Raw genomic sequence first — 24,456 nt, 5'->3', positions numbered from 1 at the left:
GCCGCGCCCGCCGTCCCCGCCGGCGCGAAACCCGCGCCCGCGGCCCCCGGCGCCCCCGTGGTCCCTGCCGGCGCGAAACCCGCGCCCAGCGCCCCCGTGCCGCCGGCCGCGCCCGCGGCCAAGCCCGTCGTTCCCGCTGCCCCCGGCACGAAATGGCCCGGCAGCGGCAAACCCTGACGCGCGCTCAGGGGGGGTTCCAATCGTTGCATCGACCGCACCGCGGTCGATGCACCAGAGGTCCAGGGCTGTGCCCTGGTTCGGGTCCAGGGGCGAAGAGCCCCTGGTCGGGTCCGGGGTGAAACCCCGGCGCTACGCCGTGGCAAAACCCTCTCAGGGCACCTGCACCGTGACCTGCCCGGGGAACGAGATCTGAATGACCCCGCCCCACATGCACATCAGCTTCGAGCTGTTGTTCAGCGCGGGCATGTTCGCGAGCAGCACCGTCGGAGCTCCGACGATCCACGGCGCCGGCGTGTTCGGAATGCATGGCATCGGCGTGAGCACGCCCATCGCCGCCGCCGTCGCCGCGGCCACCGTCGGGTTCGCCAGGCTTTGACACATCCCGAACGGCAGCACGTTCAGCATGGGTTTGCCGTCCATGATGTTCGCCAGCGGCCCCGCGCTGTTCATCGTCCGGTTCGCGGGGAGCACCGTGAGCGAGCTCGGCGCCACGCCGAAGCTGCATTGCATCATCGCGCCCATGCATACGTGCTGGCCCATCGTCAGCCTCCCGCGAGCTTGTTCACGACCTTGTCGAAGAAGGACTCTTTTTTCTCCTCCTTCGCCTTCGGAATGCCCTTGTCGTCGTACTCGACCTCGCCGCGCTTCTCGCCGTCCTTGTACGACGCCTTCGCCTTCAGCTTGCCCTGCACGTCATAGCTGAACGCATCGCCCTGCTTCTTGCCGCTCTCGTACGTGGCGCGCTCGCGGACCTCGCCGTTCGGGAAGTATTCGATCACCTCCCCGTGCAGCTTGTCCGCCTTGTAGCTCGCTTTGCGCAGGATGTTGCCCTTGCCGTCGAGGAACACGGATTCCCCTTCGAGCTTGCCGTTCTTGTAGAACGACCGGACGACCTCGTTTCCCTGCTCGTCGAGCGAGAGGAACGGGCCGTTCTGCTTGCCCTTCTCGAAATGCATGAGCGTCCGGAGCCGGCCTTCGTCGTAAAGCCGCGTCGGCCCGTGCTGCTCGCCCTTCGCGAACATGACGACCTGCGAGACCTTGCCGTTCTCGTCGAAGAGCTTCGTCTCGCCGTGGAGCGCGCCGTCCTGGAACGACGAACGCTCGACCTCGCGCCCCTCCGGATCGTACGTGACCGACAACCCGTGCAGCTTGCCGTTCTTGTAATTCGCCCGGTGCGCGATCTGCTTTTCGGTCTCCCCGTACTGGACGAACTCGCCGTGGAGCACGCCGTCTTCCATCTCGAACCGGGAGATCAGCTTGCCATTCTCGTCGCGCTCTTCGTGGTCGGTCGGCATCGGAGCCTCGCTAGTTGATCTTCACCATGCCGCCCTTCAAGGTCAGCATGCCGCCGCCCTCCACCGCCGCCTGCGCGCCGCCCTTCGCCTTCAGCGCGATCGCGCCCTCGAGCGTCATGTTCGTCCCGCCCTTGGCCTTGAAATCGGTGCCGGCTTTCAGGTCCATCGCCGTCCCGGACTCGGCCTTGAAATCCGTGCCCGCCTTCATCGAAAACGCTTGCTTGGCCTTGATCGTGACGCTCTTCGCCTCGATCACGAGGTCGCCGTCGACCTTGATCGTGTAGTTCTTCGTCACCTTGTAATCGAGGTTCGCCTTGTTCGTGTGCGCCTCGTCCTTGGTGACCTCCAGCGTGCGTTTGCCCTTCACGCTGTGCGTCTCGTCGCCCTTGTCGACCTTGACCGTGCGGTTGCCCTTGGTGACCGTGAGCGTCTCGTCGCCCTCCTCGATCGTCACCTTCCGCTCGTTCTTGACATTCTTCGTATAATCGTGGAGGACCTTGATCGTCCAGTCGTTCTCCACCTCGAAGAGCATGTCCTTCTGGGCGTGCGCGTAAAACTCCTCGCTGTCCTTCTTGTCGTCGAAGCGCAATTCGTTCCCCGCCTCGCCCTCCTTCGACGAGCGGCTCAGGATCGTGCTCTTCGTCTGCGCGCCCGGCAGCCCATAAGGCACCGTCTGCTCGGCGTTGTACACCGAGCCCGTCACGAGCGGCCGATCCGGGTCGCCGTCGATGAAGCTCACGACGACCTCCTGCCCGATGCGCGGCAAGAACCACGCGCCCCAGCTCTTGCCCGCCCACGCTTGCACGACGCGCACGAAGCACGAGCTCTTGTCGTCCTTCGCGCCCTTGCGATCCCAGTGGAACTGGACCTTGATGCGCCCGTATTCGTCGGTCCACTGCTCCTCGCCGCTCTTGCCCACGACGACGGCCGTCTGCGTGCCGGGAATCGCGGGCTTCGGCGTGATACGCGGCGGGCGGTACGACGTCTTCTTCGGGAACGCCTCGAAGGTATTCGTGTACCCCTCCTGGCTCGCCCGGTGCACGATCGAGCCGAGCACCCAGTCCGTGTTCGCGTCGTCCCGATCGTGCTCGTCGAGCTTGAACGCGTGCCCCGCCGTGAAGGCGCGGCAGCTCGACGTACCCGACAAACGCACCGCCCGCGCCTCCTCGGCCTCGATGCGGAGCTTTGCGCGCGCGTCACCCGGGCTCTTCTCGATGTGCCCGCCCGGGTACTCGAAGAGCTCGAGCTTGGCCGTTTCGCCCGAGACCTCCGCGAGCAGCGACGTGCTCGGCATCTCGAAGTTGTAATCCGTCGACGCGTACTTCCCCGCGACGATCTCCTCTTCGAGCGTGCACTCGAGGACCGCGTCCTCGTCCGTCGACGTGGAGAACTGCTCGACGAACCGCGCCTTGTCGAGGTTCGGGCACGGCGTGGCCGACGCGCTGTCGTCCGAGAGCACCATCACGTGCTTGCCGTCCTCGTGCGCGAAATAATAATGGATCCCCTCGTCCTCCATGAGCCGCGAGACGAAATCGAGCGCGGTCTCCTGGTACTGCACGCAATACGGGCGCGGGGCGTAGGAGCCCTTCAGCGAATCCTTGAAGTGCTCGCCCGACGAGAAGCCGAGCTCCTGGAAGAGCGCCTTCAGGATGTCGGGCACGCTCTTCTCCTGGAAGATCCGGCAATCGCTGGTCTTGCCGAGCAGCCATAACCACGGGTGGAGCTCGGCGCGGTAGCGCGTCTGCTTGCCGACGCGCCCCGCCTGGACGAACCGCGTGCAGATCCCGTGGATGAAGCGCGGCTTCTCCTTGGCCATGCCCCGGATCGTCAAGGTCACGCCCTTGCCGACGATCGCCTTGAAGTCGAGCGCCTTCTCCGGCGACAAAAGCTCGAGCTCGAAGCGGAAGAGCCCCGAGATCCGCTCTTCGCCGTGCAGATCGACGAGCAGCACCGCGTCCGCGCCGAAGGGCGTCGAGATGGCGATGCCGAGTGTGCCCTGCGGATAAGGCATGGATCTCAGTCACGAGCGTACCGGGCTTCACGGGTTTCCGGCAAGAGGCTTGATCTCTGGCGCATACTCATCGAAGATCGTGCCCGCTGTGGTGCACTTGCCGGGAGCGACCTGCCGATGACGTTCTTCCGAACGGGCCATGGTCTCTTCCAGTTCGGGAGGCCGAAGCGCCTCGACAGGCACGGGATCCTCGCCTTTCTGCGCAGCGTCGCGACCGATCGCGGAGGCATGCTGGAGCTCCGGCGCATCCTCGCCGACGAGCTGCATCGCACCTCGCTCCTCAACATGCGCGACGAGCTCGTGATCGAGCAGCTCGCGGAGCGTTACCTGCGCGGCTCGCTCACGCTCGTCCACGTGCGCCCGCTCGACATCGGGATCGAGCTCGAGGGCTTCCTCGTCGAAGGCGCGGACGCGACGCCTTTGACCGGCCCGAAGAACGAGGCCGGCGACCTGCGCCCCGCGCCCGAGGTCCCGCCCGAATATCCGGTCCTCGCGCGTGTCGAGTCCGATCAGGTCATCGACTCCACGCTGAAGCTCGTCGCGAAGCTCGGCGATCTGCTCTTCGGCGCATTCGGCATGCAAAAACGTCCCTCGACGCTGGCGAAGGAGCTCGTGCTCCTCGCCGCCGAAGAGGCGAGCGGCGTGAAGCTCGCGAACACGAAGGTCGATCTCGATCTCGGGCTGCAACTGCACCCGCAGGGCAAGATCCTGCAGCCCGATCCGCAGGTGAAGGACGCGTACGTCGCCGCGGCGGCCGAGATCGCGGCGGGCCCGCGTCCGGCGGCGAAGGGCCTCATCGATTTGATGTGGCCGCTCACGCGGGTCGACACGAAGCGCCGCTTCGACAACCCCGTCAAGGACGGGTCGGTGAAGAGCGACGAGGTGCCGGCAGAGGCCGCGCCCGAGCCCGTCCCGCCCGAGGAGAAGCCGACGCCCAATCGGTGGATTTTCTCGCTTTGAGGTCGCGCCGCCGCGTCAGCGCACGACCCGGAGCGCGCCGTCGATCCGCCCGACGTAGACGGGGATCTGCAATTGTCCCCCGTTCTTGTCCGGCATCGTCTGGAGCAGCGGGATCCTCGGCTTGCGCATGAGCTCCCAGATCCGGCCTTCACACATGGACACGGGCAGGATGTCCGTCCCCTTGAACGCGAGATCCATCGGCCCCGGGAGCAGTCTTCTCTGCAGGAAGCTCACGAATTCGTCGCGCATGTAGGCTTCGGTTTGGTAGTACGCCGCCCCGAAATCACGTAACTTCGGCGCGAACTCCTTCACGAGGCCCGCCGCGTCCCCCGCGGCGAACAGATCGCGGAGGTGCGTCGCGTAGGCGAGGAGCGGCTCGGGATCCTCGATGACCTCCGCTTCCCGGAAGAGCTCGGGGAACGCGGGCCCCTCGTTGTCGAACTCGAACGCCAATTGTAACGGGATCGCCGGCACCTGCCCGGCCAGGGCTTTTCGTACGTCGATGGCGAGCACGACGTCCCCGGCCTCGTCCGGCGCCACGATGTCCCCTTTTTGATAGGCCGACACCGACCCCGTGATGTCGATGTCGAGCGGCGAGCTCATCCCTTGCCGTGTGATCGTCGGCAGCGCCTGGATCGCGAGCACGTTCCCCTTGCCGACGAGGAGCTGGTTGATGGGCGGCGCCACGCTGATCGGGGCCCGCGCGTCCACGGCCAGGAGTTGAAAGCCGTTCAGCGTGACCCGCGCCAGGCAGGCGCGCAGCGACAGGTTCAAGTGGAAGAGGGGTTTGGCCAGCATGAGCTTACTTGCACTTGTCGACGAGTTCCTTGCACGGATCGATGTAGGTCGCCGTCATGATCGGATCGAGCTTCGTGTTCACGAAGTCGAGGAAGGTCGTGTCCTTGATCCAGTCACGCGCATTGTTCCGCTCACCGAGGATGTCGAGCCGCTGCCGGATGTCGTGCGCGAGCCCCTCGATCGAGGTCGAGTCGCGGCGGATGTCCGTGCGGGCGTCGATCTTCGCCGCCAGCGTCTGCACGATCTTTTCCATGGACCATTGCTCGTCCGGCATCCAGCTCCCGGACGGCTTGAACACCCGCACGTTCAGCCCGTCGGTGAGTTTGTCCTCCAGGATCTCCTCGATCTGGCCGCGCGTGATATGGGGCGCCGTGTAGGGTTTCTCGGGCCACTTGAAGCTACCGAGGTCCACCGCTTCGATGAACGTCTGCTGGGAGAGTTGTTTGCCGAAACAGCCGCCCGGGCCCACCGAGGTCAGGACCTTCCCCCCGAGCCCGGTCCATTTCATGGAGCCCTGCATGGAGAAGCCTTCCTGGACGTGAATCTCGAGCGCCCCCTGAAGCTCGAACCCGCTCTCCAGCACGGCCTCGAACTCGAGCCACTCCCCGGCCTCGATGCGCGACCCCACGGAGCCCACGATGGACAACGTGAACGGGATTCGATCGGCGATGTGCAACGTGGGGCTGACGCACTCGATCTCCCGGCTGATGCCGACGCCCCCCTCGATCTTCGCGAAGACCTGCGCATTGAAGCCGCACCCCTCGACCCCGACGCCGATCTCGGCGGAGGCCGAGAACACGGTGAACTGGAGGTTCAGCTTGACCGCCGGATAGACCCGGTGGTCCTCGTACTCCTTCATCTGCCATTCGACGCTGAAGGTGCCCTGGAGGACCTGGTAGTCCCACTGCGCGTACCAGCCGATCTTGGGGACCTTGTCCTGAATGGACTTGAGGATCTTGGAGGTCATCTGCACGAGCGCCACGATGCCCAGGATCGATTGGACGGAGGCGACCTCGTCGGTGAGCGTCTTGCCATCCATCGTGATGGTGACGCCCTTCATGAGGGGGTCCTTTTTCTTCGGCTCCTTGGGTTTTACCCAGCCCGGCGCCTCCTCGATCGGCTTCTTTTCCCGCGTCCAGACGATGCCCTTGGTGCCGTCCGAGCGCGTCTCCACCTGCATGTTCTTCTCGAGCCGCGAGCCCTCCTTGCCGCCGCGCAGCTTGGGGATGGCGATCCCGACGGCGAACTTGTTGTGCCGGTAGATGGCGAGGGTGATGGGCTTTTCGAAGCCCTCGACCTTGTACTCCGTGGGCGTGTAGAACGAGGTCCAGAACGTCTTGCTGAGGATGTCGCGCGCGGCGATGCCCCGGAAGGTCACCGTCACGTCGTATTGCGTGTAGCCATCGCCCGCGGGTTTGCCCTTCACCGTGGTCTTCTCGCCCCGGTACGACACCGTGATCGCGCTCGGCGAAGGCTTCGCGCCGCCCCGGTGGAGGAGCGTCACCACGTCGTCGAGCTTGTGGGAATCGGAGACCACCTCGTAGCGGGTCACGTTCTTCACGCGACCCTTTCGGCTCGCGAGCTCGTGCTTGCAGAAGACGACGAGCTCGCTCTCCGTCGCGCTCGGCTTCGGCCCCCCCGTCGAGGGTTGTCCCGTCGTGGGTTGTCCCGTCGAGGGTTGTCCCGTCGTGGGCGTCGTCTCCACCGGCGCCGCGTCGAGCAGCCCGAGCGTGCGCCAGTGCTCGATGAGGCCGATCGGATGCAGGTGCCAGACCTTGTCCTTCGCGGGCAAACCCGCGCTCGATGCGTCCCCCCAGAAGCCGAGCTGCTTGATGTATTCGCGCGTGGTCGCGAGCGACGCGCCGTCGAGGTTCCAGGGCGGTCCCGACAAACGATCGAGCCCCGGGATCTCACCGGCCCACTCCGTCGGGTGCAGGCACGCGAGCCGGCGGAGCTTCTGCGCGATGGCCGGATCCGCGACGGCCGCCTTGATCTCCTCGGCCGTCACCTTTCCATCGTTGTTTTTGTCGACGAGCGCGAGCAGCCCCTTGGCGTCGCAGAGCCCATCCTGGCTGAACCCCGAGGGATCCTCGATCTGCTGCCAGCGCGGCCAGTCGTATGGGGAGAGCAGCTTCGCGTCCTTCTCGATCTGGACCCAGCCTTTGCCTCCGCCGAAATCCACCTCTTGCCAGACGCTCCCCGCCTTGTCCTTGCAAACCCGCGCGTCCGCGGCCGGTAGAGCCTCCGTGAAGATCTCCTCCGCGTTCGTCCCGGCGCCCTCCTCGAACGTGAACGAGCCGTCGGGCGCCTCCTTGTACAGAACGGCGAGCGGGCTTTTCAACGTGTACCGCGGCGAACTCCAGTCCCCGAGCTGCTTGCGCTCCGCCCAGCCCGTGCGTTTGTCCTGCTCCGCTTGCGGCAACGTGTAGCGAACCTGCCGGTCGTCCGTGCCCTTCTTCTCGAGGACGAGGACGACCTTGTCGCCTTTTTTCGCGCCGATCGGGATCGGCGCGCCCCCGCCCGCCTCACCCGTGAGCGACGCGAGCGGCGCGTTCAGGGTGTACGAGTTCGTCGCCTTGTCGTAGTCCCCGAGGGAGCTGCGTTTCGTCCAGCCCACGATGTCGGCGCACGCCACCTTGCGTAGATCCCCGGGCGGTTGTTCCACGAGGCGGAGCCGCGACCCCGCGGGCATGTCCACCTTGATCTCGGGCGGCGTCGTGGCCTTGCGTGTCTTGAACTTCGTGCCCGGCGGGATCTGCAAGAGCCCCACGCCGCCCTTGTCGCCCTTGGGGTTTTTCATGAACCCCACGTCGCCGGTCAGGACCTCGAAATGCACCGTCGCCGGCCGCGTGAAGAACGCGCCGGGATACCCGAGGACGGCGCCCGCCAGGACGGGGATCTTGCACGAGACCACCTGATCGAACTTCTCGGGCTCGGCCTCGAGCTCGTACTTCACGTTGGGGTCGCCCGCGTCGCCCACGTAGACGAAGCCGCCGGTCGCGAGCTCGTGCCAACCACTGCCGACCTTGCCCCCGGGCGCGACGGCGTTCGGGTTCTTGAACGTCACCTCCTCGCCGAGCAGGGCCACCCGCAGGACGTCGCTGCCCTTGCCCGTCTTGCGCACGTTGAGCCCGCCCTTGTCCTCGGACGTGGCGATCGTGAACTTGTGCTTCTTGAACATCACGGGCGGGTTCGTCTTCTGCCCGTCTCCGTACTCCTCGAACGGCAAGAGGTGCATGGCGAGCGAGAAGAACTCGAGCTTCGCGCCCTTCGGCGTGTACCGCTCGTGCCGGACGAGCACGAAGCCATTCGAATACCGCATCGTCTCGCCCGCGAGCTTCACCTCGAGCGCCTTCTTGTTGATGCGATAGGCCACGATGTCGCCGTCGGCGATGGCCTGCACGGCGTCGCTCGCCGCGTCGAGGTGGATGCCCCCGTGCCAGAAGTTGTTGGCCCCGATCGGGAAGAACCCGCCCTCGCCGCCCTCGTTCAGCGAATAATGGGCCTCGGCGTCCTTGCCGACGATCGGGAAGCGGATGCTCGCGCTCGCGCTCGTTGGCGCCAGGAAATCCCCCTCGACGAGGGTGTAGATCAAGGAGCGCGTGCCGTCCTTCGCCGGCTTCGGCGCGCGCTCGTTGTTGATCGTGTTCTTGATCGAGTGGTCGCTCTCGACGAGCTCCATGAAATCGAGGAATCGCTTGTAGCTGACGAGGACCTGGCAGCCGTCCGACCAGGCCTTCGCCGTGTTCGTGACCTTCTCGCTTTCGCCGCCGTAATGGATGTTGATCGTGCCGTTGTCCTCGGTGTAGTCCGCGGTCTCGCCGACGGCGCCGACCTTCGCCGCGTCGCGGACGCGCGTGATCTTCACCGTCGGATCCGGCCGCAGCGCGCGGTATTTCGTGCCGTTGAGGTCGGTGCTGGACTCCACCTTGTCGAGGTACGTGCGCTTCCTCTTCGCGTCCGACTCCTTGTGGATGCCCGGCGCGTACTTGTGCTGGCCGAGCAGGATGACGGCGTCCACCTGCTTCTTGGTCGGATCCGTCTCGATGCGCGTCCATTCCGTGGTGCACTGGAACTTCTCGACGGACTTCTTGCCGTCCTTCACGAAGATCAGGAACAAGCAATCGTCGTAGAACGTGTTCGTGCTCGGCACCGGCTTCATGTCGACCGGGTTGAACCCGCGCGCCCCGAGCAGGTTCATGCGGCCGGGTTCGTCCTGGAAATCGTACTCGGCCTTCCCCTCGTTGCCGAAGCGCTTCTGCGCGCGCTTCCACACCTCGCGCAGGTGGTCGTAGAGCACGTCCTTCGACATCGTGCCGAGGTCGTACTGCGTCGTCGGCTCGCGATAGATGATCGTCGGCTGCGGCTCGTCGTCGTCGTCCGCCTGCTCCGTCGCGCCCCCGCAGAGCATGAAGATCTGGTAGCGCGCGCCGAGCGTCAGCCGCGAATGCGCCGAGACCCACGACTCCTTGGCCGCCTTCTCCCAGTCCTTGGCCTTGATCGCGGCGTTCATCTTGGGGAAGTCATTCAGGCCCTTGTTCCCCACCGCGAACGCCAGGTTGATCACGAGCCCCCACGCGAGCGCCGGGTAGTCGAGGTAGCCGTCCTTGTGTTGTCGCGTGTTCGGATAGATCGAGTCGAAGAGCGAATCGGACTTGCTCTTCAAGGTCGCCGTGCACTTCGCGACCGCCGTCTCCTCGCTGATCTTGCACTTCGTGACCGACGCATACGCGGCGTGCGTCGGTGGTTTCTTCTTGTTCGCCTCGAAGTGCGCCGCGCAGGCGTCCCAGTCCTTCTGCTTGTCCGCCGCCGACGCCGGGCCGCCGCCGCTCTTCAGCGTCATCGAGAGCCCGTCGAGCACGCTCTTCGCCGTGCTGTCGACGAGCAACCCGATGCCGATCGTCTGCTTTCCGAGGTGGTCGCAGTACATGTGCGTGACGCACCCCTCGAAATGCTTCGCGAGCCGGGCCGCAATCTCCAGGCAGCCCTCGACGCCGACGTCCCGGACCGTCTTGCCTTGATACGCCTTCACGTCGTCCCAGACCGCGTCGAGCTCGGCCTGCGTCGGCACGCCGTCGCGGTCCTTCGTGAGCTTCTGCGTGATGTAGTCGTCGAGCTTCAGCGTCATGGCGTGTCCGCGGGAATACGGCGATCCCACGCGATGATACACGCCGCGGCGTCCGATCACTCCATCAAAAAGCCCAGCCGCGCAAAGCGCAGAAGCTTCTGCTCGGTGATCTCGGCGAACACCTCCGCATCCGTGCAGGTCGCGCCGTTCATCTCCACCGACACCACACCGCGACGCGCGTCCTCGAGCGCCGCCTCCGTGAGCGCCGCGGGATCACGCGTCCCGTCCAGGCGCGCGAGCAGCGCCCGATCGAACGAGTCGACCTGCACGCCCTCGTGCAGGAGCGTGGTGCAAAACGGGCTACCCACGCTCGCCTGATAACGCGCGAACGGGAAGGCGCGCGGGCGCGCGGCGGGCGCCTGGGCCACGGGCTTCGGCGAGGCCCAGAGCCGGATCGCGCCCTTCGTGTAGAGCCCGAGGAGGTTTCGCGCGAGCCGCGCCCGCGCCTCGCCCTCGAACGCGGCGAGCCCGAGCCTCTCGCCCGTCTGCCAGGCGAGCGCGTCGAACGGGAGCCCGCCCGGCGCATACGCGGAGAGCGTGACGAGCGCGGCCTTGAGCGTGGCCTGATCCGTGGCGATCGCCCCGCCCGGCCCGAGGAACGTTTCCTCCACGCCCTCGGCGAGGTTCGGCGTGGTGGCCCCCGGCGCGAGCGGCGAGGCGAGCACGAGGGAAGAGATTCGATCGGCCGAGACGCGCGGCGAGAGCGGGGCGTCGTCGCGGCAGAGGACGGCGCGACGAAAACACCGGAGCTCGAGGAGGTCGAGCGATTGCTGGAGCGCGATGAGGTCGCCGCTGCCCGTCCGCGTCCGGACGGCCTCGGCGGCCGCGGGCCCGAGGCGCTCGGGAAAGACGAGCGGCACGTGGGCGTCGGTGACGAAGGCGAGCCCCGCGCTTTCCATGTCGCGGGCGAAGTCGGCGAAGTATTCGGCGTGGTTGTGCGGGGCGAGGTGCTCGCCGATCAGGTAATGGTCCGAGAGCTCGGCGAGGGTTTGAAGCTCGCCCGCGAGCCATGCGCGCGAGGGATCGGAGCCCGCGGCTTCCGTGCCGAGGAAACGCAAAAAAGCGCGCGCCTTCTCCACGCGCTCCTTGGCCGAGCCCTCCGCGCCGACCTCACGCCGGAGCATGTCGCGGATGGCGCCGCGCAGGTGCCAGCCGGGCAGGGTATTGAAGCTGATGTAGGCGAGGCCGTGGGGCGCGAGGTGGCGCCGGACGACGCGGCGAATGGCTTCGCGGGCCTCCTCGGGGACCCACGAGTAGACGCCGTGGCAGACGATGTAATCGAAGGACGCGGGTTCGTCCTCGAATGCGCGGATGTCGGCGAGGTGGAGGGCGAGGTTCGCGAGCCGGGCGCCCTCGGCGTGGGTTCGCGCGACGGCGAGGGAGTCTTCGGCGCGATCGAGGGCGACGAAGCGGCTCTCGGGGAAAGCGGCGGCCATGGGGAGGACGTTGCCGCCGGTGGCGGTGCCGATCTCGAGGACGCGGCATCGAGCGGGCGGGGCGGGCCGGAGGCCGAAGAGGACGCCGATGGCGCCGAGGTGGTCGGGGTGCGTCTCGGCGAAGGGCAGGGCCTCGTAGAAATAATCCTCGTTCGCGTCGGCCAAGCGCGTCCTCCGGAAGGGCCGGCACCTTGGCGGGATCGAGGTGCGGGCGCAAGTGTTTGCCTTCCCGGGCCCGCCTGCCCCATGCTGCGCGCTCGCCGGTCGCGCGTATGGATGGGCTCTCGTTGATTCTGGTCGCCGTGGTCTCCGCGCTTTCGCTGGTGATCGGGGTGCTCTTGCGATCGCGAGGAGCGCTCGCGCGGGAGCTCGGGGCCGCGCGGGAAGAGGCGCGGGCGTTTTCGAGGGCCGCCGCCGAGGCGAAGAAGGCGTTGCCGCAGGCGGAAGCGGAAGCGGGAGCGCCGGCGGAGGCGGAGGCGGAGGCGCGGGCGGCAGCGGAGGCGCTGGCGGAGGCGCGCGCGAGATCCGTGGAGCTGGAAAGCGAGCTCCGGGAAGCGCGCAAGCGGTCCGAAGAGTTGTCCCGAGAGGTCGGGGAGGCGCGCGAGAGCTCCGAAGCGCTGTCCCGAGAGGTCGGGGAGGCGCAAAAGAGGTCCGAAGAGCTGTCCCGAGACGTCGGGGAGGCGCGCAAGAGCTCCGAAGTGCTGTCCGGAGAGCTCCGGGAGGCTCGCCAGAGGTCCGAGGTGCTGTCCGGAGAGCTCCAGGAGGCGCGCGCAAGGGCCGAGGCGCTCGAACGGCAGCTCGCCGAGGTCCGCGGCAAGACCGACGGCCGCTCCGGGGACCTTGCCGCCGCGATACAGCGCGTCGAGGCGCTCTCCCGCGCCCTCCGGCAAGCCGAGCAGGATGTCGAGGCGCTCTCGGTCCAGAAGGACGCGTTCGCCGCGGAGGTGCGCGCGCTCCGGGACGAGCTCGAGCGCCGCAAGAAGGCGGCGGAGGCCGCGGCCGCGGCCGAGGGGCGACCGCTCCCGGCGCCGCCGTCCCGGCAGCAGGCGAAGAAGCAGCCGCCACCCGAGCCGATCACGGCGTTTTTCTGTCTGATTTGCGGGGAGGGGAGCTCGGGGGCGAAGCCGCACCGGTGCCTCGTCGAGGAGGCGGAGCTGGCGAAGAAGAAGGCGGCTGCGGTGACGGGGAAGCGGTAGCCCTCACCCTCCGGCCCCCTCTCCCGGGGCGGGAGAGGGGGAGGAGGCGGGCGTCAGAGCGGGGGCGCGGCGATGGCGACCTGGGAGTAGTTGCCGTTGCTGCCGACCTGCGTCGGCGTCGCGCTCCACGACGTCCCGTTGTGCCGCGAATGGAGCACCTTCGCGTTCACGCCGCTGCCGCTGTCGACGAACACGAGCTCGGCCCTCTGGCCCATGAGGCCGCGGGCGACGGAGATCGAGTTGGCCATCGTGGTGCTCGAGACCTGGGTCACCGTCGTGCTCCAGGTCTTGGTGGTGCCATTGAAGAAGGTCGCACAGGGCGTGTTGTCGCTGCTCCGCTTGAACGCGAGGACGGCGTCGCCGTTCGGCAGTGCGGCGAGGGAGAGGCGGCTGTTCGACGCATAGATGGCGTTCGGGATGGTGCCCACCGACTGCCAGCTCCCCGCGGTGTCACGACGGCGGAAGCTGAGCTGGTTCCCACCCGCCGTTTCGCCGAACACGACGAGGATCTCACCGGTCGTCAGGGCGACGGCCGGCGCCTGGATGCCGAGGCTGGCGTCGAGCTCGAGGGAGTACGCGCTCTGCCATGTGCCGCCGACGCGCGCGAGGATGAAGACATCGTGCTTCATGCTCCCGGTGTTGAACTCCAGGTACGACATGAACGAGTCGCCGTTCCCGAGCGACGCCGCGGTGAACGGGAACAGCGCCGCGTTCGTCCCGCCGACCAGCGTATGCACCTCGTCGACGGAGCTCCACGCCGTGCCGTTCCACTGCGCGGCGTAGAGCTTGCCCGATCTGCGATACGACGCGTGCGCGAGCCCAGGCGCCGAGGCCAGCGTCGGCGCGGTGTCGACGGCGTTGCCATCGACATCCGTGACGGTCGACCACCCCGTGCCCGCGACCCACGTCAGGTAACGCAGATTGTTGGTGTTGTCGGTGTCGCGGACGAGCCCGACGCCGGCCGCCGGTCCCTGCATGGCCACGGCCAGGGGAGCATCGGTCTTCGTCGTCGCGATCACGCTGCCCGTCGTCCACGCGCCCGTGCCAGCCGCCAGCGTGGCCGGATGGGTGCCGTTCCCCGACGCAGCGAGGAGGATCAGCGTGCAAGCCGGGCAAGAGCCGCCGCAATCGCGGTCGGTCTCGGTGCCGTTCTGAACGCCGTCCGTGCACGTCGGCGTCGCGCACGTCGTCCCGTTGCAATAGCCGTTCTGGCACTCGTTGTTCGCCGTGCAGGGGTCGCCGTCCGGCTTCTCGCAAATGCCCGCACCCGTGCATTCGCCGTTCATGCACTCGGTGTCCGGGTCCTGGTTCGTGAGGACGTTCGCGCAGGTGCCGCTCGCCACGCCCGTCTTGGCGATGAGGCACGCCATGCACGTTCCGTCGCACGTGTTGTCGCAGCACACGCTATCCTGCACGGCGCAGGAGCCGCTCACGCACTGGCTGCCTTGTGTGCAGGTGCCAGCCCCGTTCGGAAGCTCGCAAGCTCCCGCGCCGTTGCAATCGGCCGCGCCCGGGCACTCGTTGTCGAGGTCGGTGTTGACCTTGACGAACGAGCACGTCCCGTCCGTGCCGCCGGTCTTTGCCGCGCTGCACGCCTCGCACGTGCCGTTGCACGCCGCGTCGCAGCAGATGTTGTCCACGCAGAAACCGCTCTCGCACTCGGTCCCGTCCGCGCACGCGGCGCCGTTCCCGAGCTCGCACGCGCCCGCGCCGTTGCATTGCAGCGAGCCCGCGCACTCGCTCTCCGGGTCGTCGCCGCTCTTGATCGGAGCGCAAACGCCGTTCGTGCCGCCCGTCTTGGCCGCGCTGCATGCCTCGCACAGCCCGTTGCAGGCCGTGTCGCAGCAGACGCCGTCCTCCTCGATGCAGATGCCGCTCCCGCATTGCGCGTCGAGCGTGCACCCGCCGCCGTTCGCGAGCTCGCATGCGCCGGCGCCGTTGCAGTCGGCAGCGCATTCATTCGCAGGATCCGTGTCCGCAGGGACGCTGGTGCACGTGCCTTGCGCGGCCATCACGTTGCACGCCTCGCACGTGCCGCTGCACGCGGTGTTGCAGCAGACGCCGTCCACGCAGGACCCGCTCGCGCATTGCGAGTCCTGCGTGCACGTGGCGCCGAGGTCGACCTCGCACACGCCGGCGCCGTTGCACTCGCCGATCGGGCACTCGTTGTTGCTCTCGGCGTTCGCCTTGACGGGCGCGCACGTGCCATCCGCGCCGTTCGTCAGGGCCGCGGTGCACGCCTCGCACGTGCCGTTGCAGGCGACGTTGCAGCAGACGTTGTCGACGCAGAAGTTGCTCGCGCAATCCACGTTGCCGCCGCACGACTCGCCGAGGCCCTTCTTGCAGCCGCCCGCGCCGTCGCAGACGCCGGGGCCGCTGCACTCGCTCGCGGGGTCCGTGCCGAACGGGATGTTCGTGCACGTGCCGAGGGAGCCCGCCACGTTGCACGCCTTGCACGTGCCGGGGCAGGTGTTTTCGCAGCAGACGCCGTCCACGCACTGGCCGCTCAGGCACTCGCCGTTGCCGACGCACGGAGACCCGTTGGCCTCGGCGCACGCGCCGGCCCCATTGCAGACGTCCGCACCGGGGCACTCGTTGGCCGGATCCATGCCCGCCGTGATGTTCGTGCAGGTGCCCTGCGCGGCCATCAGATTGCAGGCCTGGCAAGTGCCGCCGCAAGCCGTGGTGCAGCAGACGCCATCGACGCAGTTGCCGCTCTGGCACTCGTCGTTCAGCGAGCACGCGACGCCGGCCGTCTTCTTGCACGCGCCGCCCGCGTCGCAGACCGAGCCCATCGCGCACTGGTCTTGCTGACCCGGCGCGACGGGCGAGCACGTCCCGATCGCCCCGGCCTTGTTGCATTGCACGCAGGCGCCGTTGCACGCGTTGTTGCAGCAGACGCCGTCGACGCAGTTGCCGTTCGCGCATTGCGACGGGAGCGTGCAGGCGGCGCCGTCCGCGACCTCGCAGGCGCCCGCGCCGTTGCATTCGGCGAGGGCGCAGTCATTGTCGGGGTCGGTATCGGCCGCGACATTGAGGCACGCGCCGTTCATGCCGTTGGTCTTGGCCGCGCTGCAGGCCTTGCAGGCGCCGGCGCACGCGTTCTCGCAGCAGAAGCCGTCGACGCAGGCGCCGGTCGCGCATTCCGCGTTGGTCGAGCACGCCGTGCCGGTCGCGAGCAGGGTGCAGCCGTTCGCCCCGTTGCAGGTCGCCGCGCCGGTGCACTCGCCGTCGGGATCCTGGCCGTTCGGGATCGGCGTGCACACGCCGTTCGTCCCGCCCGTCTTCGCCGTGCTGCACGCGTTGCACGTGCCGAGGCAGGCGTTGTTGCAGCAGACGCCGTCGACGCAGGCCTGGGTCAAGCACTCGCTGTTCGCAGCGCAAGGCTGGCCGTTCGTATCGACGCACTTGCCCGAGCCGTTGCAGACCTGCACGCCCTGGCACGCGGGATTCGCGTCCGGTTGGCCCGACGGCACGTTCGTGCACGTGCCGAGGTTGCCCGGCACCGCGCAGGACTTGCATTCATCGGTGCAGGTGGTCAAGCAGCAGACGCCGTCGATGCAGAAGTTCGTGCTGCACTCGTTCGCGCCGCTGCACGTGGCACCCGCGGCGAGCTTCGGCTTGCAGGTGCTCGTCATCAGGTCGCAGAAGTTCCCCGTCGCGCATTGCGCGTCGTTCGTGCAAGGCGCCGCCTCGCACTGACCGCCGTTGCACGCGTACGCGCCGCAGCTCATGGAGCCGCCGTCCTGGCAGAGCCCCATGCCGTTGCAGGTGTCGGGGTTGACCTTCGTGTTGCCCGTGCACGACGCGGTCTGGCAGACCGTGCCGTTCGTGTAGAGCTCGCAGGCGCCGCCGCCGTCGCAGAAGCCCGTCCTGCCGCAGGTGTCGACGCCCTGCTGGCCGCACTCGTTCTGCGGATCGGTGCCGGCGATGATCGCGCCGCACTCGCCGTTGATGCCCGTCCCCTTGAGGGCCGTGGTGCAGGCCTGGCAGAGGCCGGAGCAGGCCGCGTTGCAGCAGACGCCGTCCGCGCAGAACCCGCTCGTGCATTGATCGGCGCTCGAGCAGGGCGCGCCGAGGTCGACCTGGCACTGGCCGAGGCCGTTGCACGAGCCCGGGTTGCACTCGTTCGCCGGATCCTGGTTGCCGGGGATGTTCACGCACGTGCCGACGTTGTTCTGCACGTTGCACGCCTGGCAGCTGCCCGTGCAGGCCAGGTTGCAGCAGACGCCATCGACGCAGTTGCCGCTCGCGCATTGCGAGTTCTGCGTGCACGAGGCGCCGTTGTTGCTCTGGCACGCCTTCGCGCCGTTGCAGGCGCCCGGGTTGCATTCGCTGGCCGGATCGAGGCCCGCCTTGATGGGCCCGCACGTGCCGTTCTGCCCCTCGCCCTTCACGAGGCCGGAGCACGCCTCGCACGCCCCCGTGCAGGCCTCGTTGCAGCAATACCCGTCCACGCAGAAGCCGCTCGCGCAATCGGAGGGCTGGGTGCACGTCGTCGCGACGACGCCCTGGCAATCGCCGAGGCCGTTGCACGCGCCGGGGTTGCACTCGCTGTCGGGATCCGCGTTCGCCGGGATGTTCGTGCACGTGCCGACGCTGCCCGAGAGGGAGCACGCCAGGCAGGTGCCGACGCACGTCGTGTTGCAGCAGACGCCGTCGACGCAGTTGCCGCTCACGCATTGCGCGTTGTTGCTGCACGAGGCGCCGTTCGACTTCTGGCACTGGCCGCCGCCGTCGCACGAGCCGGGGTTGCACTCGTTCGCCGGGTCCTGGTTCGCGGTGATGGCCGTGCAGGTGCCCAGGCTGCCGGGGATGTTGCACGCGAGGCAGGTGCCCGCGCAGTTGGTCAAGCAGCAGACGCCGTCGACGCAGCTGCCGCTCAGGCACTGGTTGGCGGCCGTGCAGTTCGCGCCGGCCTGCCGCTTCGGCTGGCATTGCGGCGTCTCGCAGAAGTTGCCGTTCGCGCACTCGCCGTCGGTCACGCAGGAGGACTTGCAGCCGTTGCTGACGCAGGCGTACGGCGAGCAGTCCTTTTCGTTCTTGGGCACGCAGGCGCCGAGGCCGTCGCAGGTGTCGGCCTGGTTCTCCGTGTTCGGGCCCGTGCACGTCGCGGTCTGGCATTGCGTGCCGGCCGCGTACTTGGCGCAGTTGCCGCCGACGCAGACGCCCGTGTTCTGGCAGGTCGAGGCCTCCTGGAGGTCACAGTCGCTGTCCGGATCGGTGTTGTCCGCGACCGGGCCGCAGAAGCCGTTCGTCCCGCCGCCCTTCTTCGCCGTGGTGCACGCCTGGCAGACGCCGTTGCAGGCCGTGTTGCAGCAGACGTTGTCGACGCAATACCCCGTCGAGCACTCCTCGTTCGTGGCGCAGACGTCGCCGGGGCCCTTCTGGATGCACTTCTTGTTGGCCGCCTGGCAGAGGTTCGAGATGCAATCCGAGTCCACGTTGCAGGACTGGCCGACGAGGCATTTGTTCGGGCAGACGAGGCCACAATCGACGTCCGGCTCGCCGCCGTTCTGCACCTTGTCGTTGCACGTGGCCGACTTGCAGAGGCTCTGGAAGCAGTTGCCGCTCGTGCAGTCGATGCCGACGATGCACTTCTTGTTGTCCTCGCACTTGATGGCGCAGCTACCGCCGCAGTCGAGGTCGGTCTCGTTGCCGCTCGTCTTGCCGTCGCCGGGGCAGCAGAAGAGGCCGTTGTCGACGAGGCCGTCGCAGTTGTCGTCGACGCCGTCGCAGTCCTCGAGCACGCTGCCGGGCGTCACGTTCGTCACGCACTTCGGCACCGAGTCGCCGATCTGGCACTTCAGCGTGCCGCCGTGGCAAGGCGTGTTCGCGTATTGAGGCAGGAAGCACGGGTCCCCGACGCCGGGCACGCCGTCGTCCGGCAGTCCGTTGCAGTCGTTGTCGAGGCCGTCGCAGATCTCCAGCGTCGGCAGCTTCTGACCGTTGCAGGTGCCCCATTTGCCGGTGTTGCAGCTCTGCGTGCCGGGGATGCACGTCCCGAGGCCCAGCGTCGTCACCGGCCCCGTGTAGCATTGCTGCGTGGAGCCGGTGAGGCACTCGCAGGGGCTGTTCGGGAGGTTGATGTTGTCGATGACGCCGTTGCAATCATCGTCGATCGTGCCGTCGCAGACCTCGTTCGTCGGGAGCTGCTGCCCGTTGCAGGGGCCCCACTTGCCGTTGTTGCAGAGCTGCGTGCCGGACTTGCACTTGCCGACGTCCTTCGTCGCGATGTCGCCGTTGTAGCAAGGCTGCGTGGAGCCGGTGAGGCACTCGCAGGGGCCGTCGCCGATGTTGTCGACGATGCCGTTGCAGTCCTCGTCCTTCACGCCGTCGCAGAGGTCGGAGTTCGACGGGAGCACAGCGCCGATGCAGGCGCCGAACTTGCCGTTGCCGCACGTCTGCTCGCCGCACTTGCAGGTGCCGAGCAGGTTGTCCGGGCACGGGATGGGGTTGCCCATCGCGTTCACGTAGCAGGGCTGCGTGACGCCATTGCCGCACTCGCATGGGCTGCCCTCGGCGCCGATGTCGTCGACGTCGCCGTCGCAATCGTCATCGAAGCCGTTGCAGGTCTCGGGGACCGGCACGGTCTGGTTGGTGCACTTCTGCCACGTGCCATTCTTGCAGGTCTGCGTGCCCTGCTTGCATGGGCCCTCGTTGATCGTGCCGTCCGCGCCGCCATAGCAGGGCTTCGTCGCTCCGTCGTCGCAGGGCAGGCCCTCGTCGACGTCGCCGTCGCAGTCGTCGTCGAGATCGTTCAGCTTCTCCGCGTCGGGCAGGACGTCGCCCTGGCATTGGCCCCAGGTGCCGGCCAGGCAGGTCTGCGTGCCGTCCACGCAGACGCCCTTGTTGCGCGTCGCGGACGTGCCCGTGTAGCAGGCCTTCTTTTCACCTTCCTGGCAGGTGCAGGTGCCGGTGTCGTTCTCATCGACCGAGCCGTCGCAATCGTTGTCGATGCTGTCGCCGCAGGTGTCGGTCTCCTTCGGCTCCCCCGCCTTGCACTCGGTCACGGGCAGCCCGTCCGCGTCGCAGGCGTCCACGAGCACGCGGCAAGCGCCCTCGCCGCACTTGAGCGGCGGCTGCGCGGGACCGCTCGCGCAAGGGTTGTCCACGTAATCCGTGTCGATCCCGAGGATGTTCGTACAGCTCGAGACGGCGCAGATGCCGACCAGGAGCAAGAGCCAGTAAGCGAAGTGCTTGCTACTCACCATCGTACATCAACCTCCACGGTGCCCGCGCTCGGGCCCATGGTCGCTCCCACCCTGATCTTCGGCTCCGTGCTCCCGAACTTCGAGGGCGGCGGTTCCGTGAAATAAAGGACGATGCCGGTGCCCAGCGCCGCGAGGCCGACGGGGAAAAGCACGGTGCTGATCATGCCCGTGATGGCGGCGGTGTCCTTCGCTCCCTGGCCCGTCGCGTTGCAGATCTTGCCGCGACAATTGTTCTCGATCGGGTCCTTCTGGGCCCACGTGATGACGCCCGTCACGACCCCGCCGAGAATGCCCACGGCGCCGATGCCGCCGAGCGTGTAGGCCGCGACGCGCCGCCCCGAGATCCCGGGATCGAGCGAGGGCATCAGCGAAGGCACGGGCTGCAGGGGTTTGGCCGTCTTCGTGGGCGAGCCCGACGCCGCGGCCTCCTGCGGGACGGCGACGTCGACGATGCGGTTCTCGCCCTCGCGCAGGGTGAACTTGGTGAACACCGAGGCGCGGCCCGGGACCTCGGTCGTGAGCACGTGCTCGCCCGGATCGATGAGCAGCGGCACGCCGATCGCGACCTGCACGAGTGGGCCGTCTTCGAGGGGTTTGCGGAGGACACGTGTCGTGCCGGGCGCGTCGCGCGGGACCTTGAGCACGACCTTGGGGATACGTTTTTCGAGCGCCTCGCGGCGCGCGGAGGCGGCCTCTTCGTTGTCGCGCTCCGCCTTCTGTTCGGTGTCGGAGAGCTGGCCGAACGCGGCGAGGTAGTCGTCGTAGTGCACGGCGGCCGTGGCGATGCGGCCCCACTTGTCGTAACACTGCGCGATGCGGTAGAGGGTCGCGGGGCGCGGATCCTCGCGGTACATCTGCTTCAGCGCTTTGCACGCCTCGGCGTATCGACCTGCGTCGAGATCCTCCTGCGCCTTGTCGCTCGCGTTTTTCGGCGAAGCAGGCGCATCCGCGCTCGCATCCTGCGCCCAGGCTCGCTCGATCCCCGTGTGAAACACCGCAAGACCTGCGAGAAACCACAATATACACCGCATCGTGTGGGATGTTACAGGGCGATCGCGCAGCGGATCAAGAACATTGCTGCGATCGAAGGGCGTTTGATGTGGTGCGTATTTTCGTGTGGGCTCGTACGCGATCCAGCCCGAGGCGAACGTGCCGCCCGCTTGTGCGAAGCGTGAAACTTTGAGAACGTGGCGCGCGCTGGATGGGCGCGAACGAGCGCACGAGCCAGGTGTCGGGAAGAGGAGCACGAAGGTATGGGCAGGGGCATTCCGAGGTTCGGCTGGCGGTCGCGCGGGGTCGTGGCGTCGCGCGGGGGATGCGGTGACGTCGCGCGTCATGCGCCGCCCGGAGGCCGCCGGGTCACGACCGAGCTCCGGCCGAGTGTCTCCCACCCGATGGCCTCGCGCTGAGGGTTCCGTGCGTTCTCCGTCGAAACGACTTCTCTCCGCGGCGCTCGCATGCACGCTTTTCGCCGTGGCCACGCCGGCCTCCGCGCGCCCGGACGAACCCGAGCCGCCCGCGCCCGCGCCCGTGGACACGGCAATCGGCATTGAAGACAAACCTCCGGCGCCGGAGCCCGTGGCCCGACCGGACACGCGGCCCACGCCCCCCGCGCCTGCGCCCGCGCCCCCCGCGCCGAAAGAGCCGCCGCAACTTCGCGCGCCGACGGTCCCGTACAGCCTCGGCGTCCTCGGCCTCGGCGCGGCGTTCATCGTGGCCGGCGGCGTCATGATGGGCGTCGCGGAGACGGCCAACGAGCGGTGCGGCGTCGCCGGTTGTTATGGCATCCTCGACCCGAACCTCGATTTCGCCGGCAAGCTTTTCCTGGCGAACGGCATCGGCATCGGCATCGCCTCCGTCACGGCCACGCTCATCGGGCTCGGGACCGATGGAACACCCGCCCCGCGGAAGAGCGACGCATTCACGGAGCGGGGCATCTTCGCGACGGCCCTCGGCGCGGGCCTCGCGTGCACGGGCCTCGCGGCCGCCGCGGGGGACGATTTCCAGCTCGAAGGTTTGCCGAGCGCGATGAGCACCGGGGCCGTCCTCGGCGCGCTCGCGGTCACGGGCCTGGGTCTCGGTTTCTGGATTTACGGCGCGCGCAGCGCACCGACCCGCCCCGCCACATCTTTGCGCGTGGGGCCGACGTCCGCGCAGTTCACGGTACATTACTGATCGCCATGGCCTCGTCCTCCCCCACCGCGCACCTCCTCTTCGCCTCCTTGTCCGCGCTCGCGCTCGTCGGTTGCCGCGAAGAAGGGGGCAACCTGCGTGTCGACTTCCTGCGCCCCGAGGTCGAGCTCTCCAAGCGCGAGGACGGCCGCATCGAGCTCGACGGCGCCTTCGACCTCACGGTCGGCCTCGACACGTGGAACGAAGCGGACGAGGGCGAGGTGTGGCTCGACAGACTCGACGTGACCACGACCGACGCCCCGCTCGTGCCGATCGTCTCCGAGATACGCGTGCCCGACGGCGATGCGCTGTTCCCGGTGGAGACCGAGGCGGATCGCGAGGCGACGGTCCGCGTCCCGTTCACGGGCCTCACCCCGAAGGCGCCCGGCGACGAGCTCGCGTGGCTCTGCTCGATCGGCCGGCCGATGGAGCTCCAGGGCGCGGTGTACGACGCCGAATCCGGCACCATGCAAGTGTTTTACGACTCGGCGTCGGTGCTCCAGCCGGTGCCGGACGAGATCACGTTTTCCCGCAAGGACGCCGCCGCAAAGCCGCTCCCGCCGCGTGTCGTCTCGATGCCGATGCAGATCCCGGGCAGCTTTCTCCCCTCGTTCGACGTCGCGAGCGCGTGGGGCGGGTTCGTCTTGGGCGCCCACGTCTCCGATGGCTTGAACCTCGGCGATCGGCTGATCCCGACGGAGGGGGCGGGCGACGTGGTGCTCGTCCGTTTCGATGCACAAGGGAAGGTCGTCTGGGATCGCAAGTTCGGCGATTTCGGCCCGGATGGGATCTCGTCGCTCTCGGCGCGGGAAGGCGGCGACCTCTACGTGGCGGGCCATTTCACGACGGAGATCGATCTCGGCGCGGGCGCGCTCCTGAACGACGCGGGGACACGCGGATATTTCGTTGCTCGTATGTCGGACGCGGGCGCCGCCGCGTGGAGCGTCGGGCTCCTGGAGGACGCGGTTTTCCCGCTCGAAAATTGTGCCCCGCCGGGGCCGCGCATCGCGGCGCGCCCCGATGGCGGCGTGAGCTTCGTGAAGAGTCTTTACGGCACGATCCCGTTCCCCGACGGCCCGGTCGAAGCCACGCCGCCCGTGGACTACTGCTCCGCGGACCTGCTCCTCACCGCGTACGACGCCGCGGGCGGGCTGCTTTACGTGCGCCGCTTCGGCGACGAGTACGATCAGCAGGTGCTCGACGTCGTGGCGGACGCCGAGGGCAATACCTGGATCGTGGGTTTGTCCAACGGCGCGCTCGATCTCGGCAATGGCCTGCCGCTCATCGTGGGGCCCATGTCGCCCATGCCGGTGGTGTCGCAGCTCTTCGTCGCGGCGTTCGATCCACAAGGCACGCCGATCGTCGCGCGAGAGCTCGGGCAGGTTAACGCTCGCCAGGGCTATCATGTGCACCTCGCGGCGCGGCCCGGGGGCGGGGTCGTGGTAGCGGGGCCGTTCAGCGGCTTCATCGATCTCGGCCTGGAGGTCGCCACGACCACGGGCTTGGGGGAGGACGGGTTCGTCGTGGCGCTCGACGGGGCCGGCAAGCAGATCTGGGGGCAGCACTTCGACCAGGCGGCGAGCCCATTCCCGGAGTCGTTCACGCTGGGCGACGTGGCAGTCGCCGAGGATGGGCGCGTGGTTCTCGGAGGCCGCGCGATGTCGGGCTTCAACGTCGGCGGTCAGCCGCTCCCGGGCGGCACACCGACGTTTGGCGGGGGCATCGGCAGCGCACTCTTCACGTTCGTCCTCGACCCCGCAGGCGCACCGCTCGGGTATCGGATCCTCTCGTGCAACGCAGGGCCCATGCGCCTCGACGTGGGAGGAGGCGAGGTGTCACTCGTGAGCACGGTCGTCGGCTTCTCCGAGGGGGAGCACGGGCTCCTTCCTCGCAACGACGGCGCCCTCTGGATGGGCCGCCTCGCGCTCGATCCGTGAGAGCGCGGGGCTTTGCCCCGCACCCCAGCAGGGGGCTGTCCGCCCCCTGCACCCCGGACCAGCGCAAGCGCTGGACTCGGGGTCGATGAACTGCGCGATGCGCAGTTCATCGAACAGGCCGTGGCAAGA

The 24,456-nt window shown here is 68.1% G+C and carries 12 protein-coding genes; 4 read left to right on the top strand and 8 right to left on the bottom strand.

What is annotated here, in order from left to right:
* Positions 1-330 precede the first annotated feature (330 nt).
* The 3 genes from QHF83_RS48860 to tssI are packed head-to-tail and all read right to left on the bottom strand — an operon-like array spanning position 331 to position 3,486.
* Positions 331-720 carry a DUF4280 domain-containing protein gene (locus QHF83_RS48860; protein WP_272421922.1) on the bottom strand — a complete coding sequence of 130 codons (390 nt, stop codon included), beginning with the start codon at positions 718-720 and terminating at the stop codon, positions 331-333.
* Positions 721-722: 2 nt separating this feature from the next.
* Positions 723-1,475 (bottom strand): toxin-antitoxin system YwqK family antitoxin, encoded by a 753-nt coding sequence (locus QHF83_RS48855; RefSeq protein WP_282425037.1) that lies wholly within the window; start codon positions 1,473-1,475, stop codon positions 723-725.
* Between the two features lie 10 nt (positions 1,476-1,485).
* Positions 1,486-3,486 (bottom strand): type VI secretion system tip protein VgrG, encoded by a 2,001-nt coding sequence (tssI, locus tag QHF83_RS48850; RefSeq protein WP_282425036.1) that lies wholly within the window; start codon positions 3,484-3,486, stop codon positions 1,486-1,488.
* 117 nt (positions 3,487-3,603) lie between these two features.
* Here tssI and QHF83_RS48845 point away from each other — a divergent pair, with 117 nt between their 5' ends.
* A complete protein-coding gene (locus QHF83_RS48845; RefSeq protein ID WP_282425035.1) occupies positions 3,604-4,446 on the top strand; it encodes a hypothetical protein in 843 nt (280 codons plus the stop codon).
* Positions 4,447-4,461: 15 nt separating this feature from the next.
* Here QHF83_RS48845 and QHF83_RS48840 read toward each other — a convergent pair whose 3' ends face one another.
* Genes QHF83_RS48840 through QHF83_RS48830 form a run of 3 tightly spaced genes read right to left on the bottom strand, consistent with a single transcriptional unit; the run spans position 4,462 to position 11,973 of the window.
* Positions 4,462-5,244: a hypothetical protein gene (locus QHF83_RS48840; protein ID WP_282425034.1), complete on the bottom strand. Its 783-nt coding sequence runs from the start codon at positions 5,242-5,244 to the stop codon at positions 4,462-4,464.
* A gap of 4 nt (positions 5,245-5,248) precedes the next feature.
* Positions 5,249-10,372 (bottom strand): hypothetical protein, encoded by a 5,124-nt coding sequence (locus QHF83_RS48835; protein ID WP_282425033.1) that lies wholly within the window; start codon positions 10,370-10,372, stop codon positions 5,249-5,251.
* A gap of 56 nt (positions 10,373-10,428) precedes the next feature.
* Positions 10,429-11,973 carry a methyltransferase regulatory domain-containing protein gene (locus QHF83_RS48830; RefSeq protein WP_282425032.1) on the bottom strand — a complete coding sequence of 515 codons (1,545 nt, stop codon included), beginning with the start codon at positions 11,971-11,973 and terminating at the stop codon, positions 10,429-10,431.
* Positions 11,974-12,080: 107 nt separating this feature from the next.
* Between QHF83_RS48830 and QHF83_RS48825 the strand changes: the two genes are divergently transcribed.
* A complete protein-coding gene (locus tag QHF83_RS48825) occupies positions 12,081-13,004 on the top strand; it encodes a hypothetical protein (RefSeq protein WP_282425031.1) in 924 nt (307 codons plus the stop codon).
* A gap of 53 nt (positions 13,005-13,057) precedes the next feature.
* Here the strand turns inward: QHF83_RS48825 and QHF83_RS48820 are convergent, their stop codons facing one another.
* Positions 13,058-20,218: a MopE-related protein gene (locus QHF83_RS48820; RefSeq protein ID WP_282425030.1), complete on the bottom strand. Its 7,161-nt coding sequence runs from the start codon at positions 20,216-20,218 to the stop codon at positions 13,058-13,060.
* Positions 20,212-21,213 (bottom strand): hypothetical protein, encoded by a 1,002-nt coding sequence (locus QHF83_RS48815; RefSeq protein ID WP_282425029.1) that lies wholly within the window; start codon positions 21,211-21,213, stop codon positions 20,212-20,214. The genes QHF83_RS48820 and QHF83_RS48815 overlap by 7 nt, the downstream gene beginning before the upstream one ends.
* A 421-nt stretch (positions 21,214-21,634) precedes the next feature.
* Between QHF83_RS48815 and QHF83_RS48810 the strand changes: the two genes are divergently transcribed.
* Together QHF83_RS48810 and QHF83_RS48805 are read left to right on the top strand one after the other, a co-directional pair.
* A complete protein-coding gene (locus QHF83_RS48810; RefSeq protein WP_282425028.1) occupies positions 21,635-22,393 on the top strand; it encodes a hypothetical protein in 759 nt (252 codons plus the stop codon).
* 5 nt (positions 22,394-22,398) lie between these two features.
* Positions 22,399-24,327: a hypothetical protein gene (locus QHF83_RS48805; protein WP_282425027.1), complete on the top strand. Its 1,929-nt coding sequence runs from the start codon at positions 22,399-22,401 to the stop codon at positions 24,325-24,327.
* Positions 24,328-24,456 lie beyond the last annotated feature (129 nt).

The organism is Polyangium sp. 15x6 (genome assembly GCF_029960785.1).
GTDB lineage: Bacteria > Myxococcota_A > Polyangia > Polyangiales > Polyangiaceae > Polyangium.
Note: the sequence above shows the minus strand (reverse complement) of the source record. Positions and strands in the feature narration are given on the sequence as shown.